Annotated in this window: 1 protein-coding gene; it reads left to right on the forward strand. The window is 65.0% G+C overall.

Going from position 1 to position 254, the window contains the following annotated elements; translation table 11 throughout:
- A partial coding sequence (locus ELQ12_RS10095; protein ID WP_279586147.1) for a FlgD immunoglobulin-like domain containing protein occupies positions 1 to 254 on the forward strand: 254 nt, incomplete at both ends.

A 254-nucleotide genomic window follows, 5' to 3' on the forward strand; every position in this document is an offset into this window, starting at 1 on the left:
GCCACCAGCGCCACCATCACGATCACGAGCGCGACCGGCCAGACCGCCTATTCCGGCAATTTCAACCTGAAGCAGGGCAACGCCAGCTTCGTCTGGGACGGCAAGGGCAATGACGGCACGCAATGGCCGGCCGGCACCTACACGCTGACCGCGACCGGCAAGGATTCCAAGGGCAACGACCTGGCCATCTCGACCGAGATTCAGGGGATGGTCGACTCCGTCGATCTCACCGCCTCCCCGCCGCTGCTCTCGAT

Source organism: Campylobacter sp. US25a, from assembly GCF_004379075.1.
Lineage (GTDB): Bacteria > Campylobacterota > Campylobacteria > Campylobacterales > Campylobacteraceae > Campylobacter_D > Campylobacter_D jejuni.